Genomic DNA, 5,351 nt, shown 5'->3' on the forward strand with positions numbered 1-5,351 from the left:
GGTATTGCGCGCCCACCAGCGTGCTCTCGCCCTCCTCTCAATTCCGCGCAGAGCCCGTTCGGCCCTTGCCGCCATCGCTCTAACCGTTTCCACTGATAACCCTCTCGGCTCTGTATTCGCTCGCCGCAAATACTTGGCAAAGCGCGCAGGCATCTCTGAACGCACCTGGTACCGTGCTGAAGAGGATTTGGTGAATGCAGGCTTTATCGCAGTCGAGGAGCAGAAGCGAAAGAAACGAGGCGGCCAGTTCGGCTCGGCCTACATCTACCTGTCCCGGACTGTCGCAGAGGCCTTGGGTTTTTTCACGCCAGTCGGTGCAGCAAAGGTGAACTCCCCTGCAGTGGTGTCTGCGCCGTCATCGCTCCCCGCTCCTGAGCAGAACAAGACACGAGAGCCTGCTGTAAGCGAAGCAACGGAGTCTTCTTCGGACCAACCGACTGCCACTCTGTCAGACCGCTCTGTATATAGGTTTTATCAGTCCCCTCTTTTACAAAAGAGACAGCCAGGGTCGGTGCCGGAGGATGTTCAGCCACTTTTGGACCTGGGCTTTCATCGAAACTACATCTGGAAATTGATGAAAATCGCTCGCACCCAGTACGGCAAACGCCTGGGCGACATCGTCGCGGTGGCCGGGGATTTCCTCCGCCAAGCGAAAGATCCTCGCAGCTACCTGTGGGCGCTGCTGCGCAGCAACTCCGATTTCGGCTACCAGGCACGAGCAAAAGCTGCAGCCGAGTCGGAAAAGGCCCACCGTGTTGTCGAAGACCGCGAGCTGGCTGAACTGCAGAAGCGTATTGCTGGCAGCGTCTTCTACAACGCGGGCGGCACCAAGCGGTACGAGGTGTCCACGAACGGAAAGCTGCTCACAAGCCAGGACATCGAGGAGGCTGGTTTGCGCACGGCCGCGGGTCATTGGATCCGGGACTTTGCACGCGCTCTGAATGCCCAGAAGATCCTGCGGGCAACTCCAGAGTTGGAGGCCCGATACAGCGAGCTGCGCTCCGTTAGCGCGGCCCAGGCGGCGCACAAATCGGTCTTGCCGGCAGCGGAGCCACGCGTTCGAACCCACCTGGGCCTCAATCACCTGGCCAGCCTGGCTGCTGTGGTCGGCGCGCGTCGGCCAGTGGTAGCAAAACAAGGCGTGGACCGCCAATAATTCAAGCGGTCACCTATGATTGCAATCGCGGCAACTGAATGTGGTGAGCGCAAAATTCAGCAAATATTTGCGCCAAAAAGAACCGCCCAGGGTGGGGCGGTTAAGGGGTGCTGGCATCCGTTCCGTCGGATGCCGGCTAGCAACTTAGCTCTGTCGCAGGCGCCTGCGCTGCGAAATAGGGTGGCCGACCCACTGGCGAATCCGGCCGCCATCGACGTGCGTGAAAGTCGAGTAGACGCCAACGCCGCCAACTCGGAAAAACTTCGCCATCATGCCGACCACGTCCGGGGCGATGCCGGCAATCTTGATGTCTGCCGCGGTCGCTTTTGTGTGCTCGCTGCCCAGAACGGCGCCCTCGGTGTGCGCGTTCGTGTAGTCGGAGCGGTACCCACACGTCAGTTCGATCGGAATCAGCCTGCCGTTGATGAGGTAGGCCCAACGCTGCAGGCCAAACAGCAAGTCCAGCAGATCCAGGCTCATGGTCATCGTCTGATCAACATGAGCGTCCCGAAAGAGGTAGCAAAGGCGGATGTAGTTGTCGATGACGATTCGTCCACCAGACCAATACACGAGCTTGTAGGCCTCCCCGGTATCCTGGCGCCGGACCCACAGCTGTCGATCTCGGACCCAGAAATCCTCGTCGGTTGCAGATGCCGCAGGCGGAATCGGAAGCCAGCCCAGGGAGCCAGGCAACACGATCTCATCCTGTCTGGCCAGTGCAAGGCTGGGCACAACCGCGCTACAGCCGCCCAGTGCGACCGCAGTCGTAAATTGGCGTCGATTCATGCCTGCGGTACCGCGGTAAGCGGGCCACTGACTGTGGCTGGATCGCGGAAAATGACAACCTTCTCGTCATCCTCGTCGATTTCGTAACCGACAATCGCCCCGACACTCTTCAGCGAGTCGAGGGCGGCGGGCAGATTCTTACGGCGGAAGTCGGACACCTTCTTGCTCATGGCAATGCGTACTTTAGGGTCCGTCTTCTCTGGGTTCTTTTCGCGGTAGTGGCGCTCCAGCGCCTCCAGGGTGCCGTAGCACAGTTCGAACAGACTCAGGACCTTGATGGGGTAGGTCTGTGCGTATGGGATGGTGCAGATGAACTTCAGCAGCTGGCGGGCGATGCCGGTGGTCTGGAAGAGGTGGTCAGTATCCATCGCCGTGAAGCTCTGGTACAGGATCACCATCACAGGGTCGATCCCGATGAGTGTGTCGGAATCCACCCGCCCCTTGTCCGCAATGAGGTTGACGGTGAAGGCGCAAGACCGCGTTTGGACCGTCAAGTAGGCGCCGCGCATGCGGCTGAGCGACTCTTCAACGCTGTTTGTGTCGTTGGAGCTCAACACACGTTTGGAGATGCCACGTGAGCCCCTGAAGAAGGGCACGTTGCGCACGGATATGACCTCGTTCGGGTATCTCCCACGGGCCATGTGAAGAAGCTGCATGAAGACCAGCTCGTCATCGTGCCGCAGCTCCTCGCCGCGGTATGTCACGAAAACGCTGTCGCCTATGCGACCCAGCGGTTCGTCCCGGCAGTACCGGCGCGGCGTGTTGTTGCTGGCGACGTGAAAGAGCGACGTCTTGTTCAAGTCCGTCGGCATGATCCGCGTGTTGGACTCATGGAACGGAAACTTGTACTGCTTTTGCTGGATGGCCGCGATTGCGGCCTGGCGGGCTGGGGTGATGGGTCCCAGACCAAAGACTTTCGGTGCTGCCGCTCGCAACAGCGCCACATCCTCGTGCTCGCTGGGTAGCGTGATCAACCCTTTGTGGATCGCTTCAACGATCGAGCCGCTGCACAGATCCGCAATTTCGTCCGGGAGGAGCGAGGCGGCACTGCTCAAGGGTGAGCCGTTCAAGTGAAGAATGTATCGCCCGCCTTCGACGACATCCAGATACGGTGGCTCCGCGACACTGTTGGATGCCTTCGGACGGCTGACCACGAGTGCGGTCGACGGTTCGGGATCGGCGGGCGCTTTGCTGCGGCCTTTGCGGCCAGGCTTGTCGGCCAGTAGCGCGGCGACGTGCACTTTGACTTGCTCCCACGCTTCGTCACGCGAACAGCCCATTTCGTGGGCTGTCTGGGCGATCAGCGCTTCATGCTCCTCGCGGCTAAGCGGGTGCTGAACGCCGTCGACCTCGACGATGTCGTGGCTGGAGGTGGTCATGGAATCGTTTCGAAACAGATGCAAAGAGGCAACTGGCTTGCTATTATACACAGCAGAACAAAAACATAACTTTTTTCGATTCCAAAACGACAACTTTGTCCTGTGAGGTGGTGAAATGTCCGAGAACAACAAGTCTTTGTCGCGGCGGCAACTGCAGAACATCCAGATCGCGCGGGGCCTGTCTGCCTCGGACGTCAAAGACCGCACGGCCATCCCGGCTGCGTCCTATGACACCCTGTTCACTGGGGACACGGAAGACGGGAAAGAGCACAACAAGATGATTTCCCAGAGGACGTTCAAGAACTTGATCGACCTCTTGGCCATCAATCGCTCCTTTTCGACACTGCGCAGTGAGGGCGTTATCGAGTGGTGCGCCCGCGGCGACAGCAAGGCAGCCGTGACACGTTGGCAAGAAGCGGTGTTGTCTTTGCTGTCTGAGCTGTGCTCGGACAACCTGTTGGTGGTCGAAATCACCACGCCGGCAGCCAAGAGCGGGTGGTTTCGCCGCGCAGCGCCTGTGCAGCGCATGGTGCTCCTGCACGATCGCACCAACAATTTCCGTATTGCCCTGCCCGAGGCGCCCGCCGATATGCTGGCCACACTCCAGCACTCCATCGGCGTGCCGTGCGAGACGCGGTTCACTATCACTCCAGCCGAGTTCAAGGAAGCGCGAGAAATGATCCGCCATAAGGTCTTCCATGCGGTGCAGTTCGATGCGCTGTCGGGCGAGCGCCGCGCGAAATATGCGTGGCGCGATGTGCAGGCTGCCGCCCGGGAGTTTGGCTTCCTGCCGGACGATCTCGTCGAGCTGATGTACGCGAAGGCGCAAGAGCGCGCCAATGAGGCCGCAGCTGCCGAAGCCGCGGAGCGCCAGGAAGGATTTGGGGTGCACCAGCTGCGCCTCGTAGCAAACTGATTGGCAGACGCCCATCCGAAAAGCCCGCGAAAGCGGGCTTTTTTGTTGCCACCGTCAGCCTACGTCGGTGCTAAAATAAAACCATAGTTTTATTTGTGGCGCTCATCCATGGACTTGAGATACACCCCGGAGCAAATTCGCGCCATCTTGCGCGAGAAGGGCTGGAGCGGCCGCGCGCTCGCGGCGCACTGGCACGTGTCCCCCGTATATCTCAGCCGGCAGATCAATGATCAGCAGCGGCCGCCGCTGTGGAATGACGCCTTTGCCGGCCTGCCACCCTATGAGGAGCTGGCTCGCGCGATGGAACGTCGGCAAACGTCGGCTGAAGAGTTGATCGCGCAGCAGCCGGCGGCTCGAAAGCGTGGCCCGAGGCCCGGGACTCGTCGACGCGCTGTGGATGAGGTTAACGAGCCAGTGGTTGCGCAGCAGGTCGGCTCGGGAGGGTACCGATATCGCGGCTACCTGACGACAGGGTCAATCGTGGCAGCACTCAAAGCGTTGGGTGAAGATGTCGAGGAGGGGTGCCGTGGGATCGTCTTTGCCGTTGAGGATCTCCGCGTCGGCGAGCGTTACGGCATCATCTTCGAGAGCGGGACCACAGACTGGTTTCTCCCCGATCAGTTCGACGCCTACCTGGCTGAGTGCTGCCTGGAGGCGCCGGGGCTGTCGGGCTACGCATACTCCACGGAGCGACAGCTGCGCAGCGATTTCGCTGCAGGCCTGTTCGAGTTCTGGCCGTGATCAGGAAGGCTAAGATGGATGAAACAGCGGCGCGGCCGACAACAGGCCCGATGTGATGACACAGGAAACTTCGCCTTCTGACGATCGCGCGCGCGAGGCGCATCAAGCGCTTGCGCATCCAAGCGTGGATTGGCTTGCTGCTTCCGCTACTTGTCCTACCTCTCGCGGACCCATCAAAACCCTTCTTCTGGCTGGCGGTCACCATCTGCCTGATTGCGTTTGTGATCAACGCATTCTGGATCTGGCGGTATCTCAAATAGCGCACGGCTTGCCTGGCGGCAAGCCGTGAAGACCTTCATCACGCGCTGCCGCGCAAGGGTGTCTGCGCAGCGCCGCCTTCGCTGCGCCCGACAGCTTGCCAGCCGTCTTGCAC

At 60.3% G+C, this 5,351-nt stretch carries 5 protein-coding genes; 3 read left to right on the forward strand and 2 right to left on the reverse strand.

Features of this window, described 5'->3' with window-relative positions; translation table 11 throughout:
- Positions 1-1,156, forward strand: a 1,156-nt coding sequence (locus tag JHD73_RS29215) for a helix-turn-helix domain-containing protein (protein WP_233177165.1), incomplete at its 5' end; no start/stop codon positions are given.
- A 144-nt stretch (positions 1,157-1,300) separates the two neighbouring features.
- On the opposite strand, the gene JHD73_RS26425 is transcribed toward JHD73_RS29215, so the two are convergent.
- On the reverse strand, positions 1,301-1,852 hold the full coding sequence (locus tag JHD73_RS26425) for a YcbK family protein (RefSeq protein WP_368735562.1): 552 nt from the start codon (positions 1,850-1,852) through the stop codon (positions 1,301-1,303).
- Between the two features lie 86 nt (positions 1,853-1,938).
- Positions 1,939-3,321, reverse strand: coding sequence for a plasmid replication initiator TrfA (gene trfA / locus JHD73_RS26430; RefSeq protein ID WP_199033116.1), 1,383 nt, complete (start codon positions 3,319-3,321; stop codon positions 1,939-1,941).
- Between the two features lie 115 nt (positions 3,322-3,436).
- On the opposite strand from trfA, the gene JHD73_RS26435 reads away from it, so the two are divergent.
- Entirely contained in the window at positions 3,437-4,237 is an 801-nt protein-coding gene (locus JHD73_RS26435; protein WP_199033117.1) for a hypothetical protein, read from the forward strand.
- Positions 4,238-4,345: 108 nt separating this feature from the next.
- A complete protein-coding gene (locus JHD73_RS26440; protein ID WP_199033118.1) occupies positions 4,346-4,978 on the forward strand; it encodes a hypothetical protein in 633 nt (210 codons plus the stop codon).
- Positions 4,979-5,351 lie beyond the last annotated feature (373 nt).

The organism is Ralstonia sp. ASV6 (assembly GCF_016429285.1).
In the GTDB taxonomy this organism is placed as follows: Bacteria; Pseudomonadota; Gammaproteobacteria; order Burkholderiales; family Burkholderiaceae; genus Ralstonia; species Ralstonia flaminis.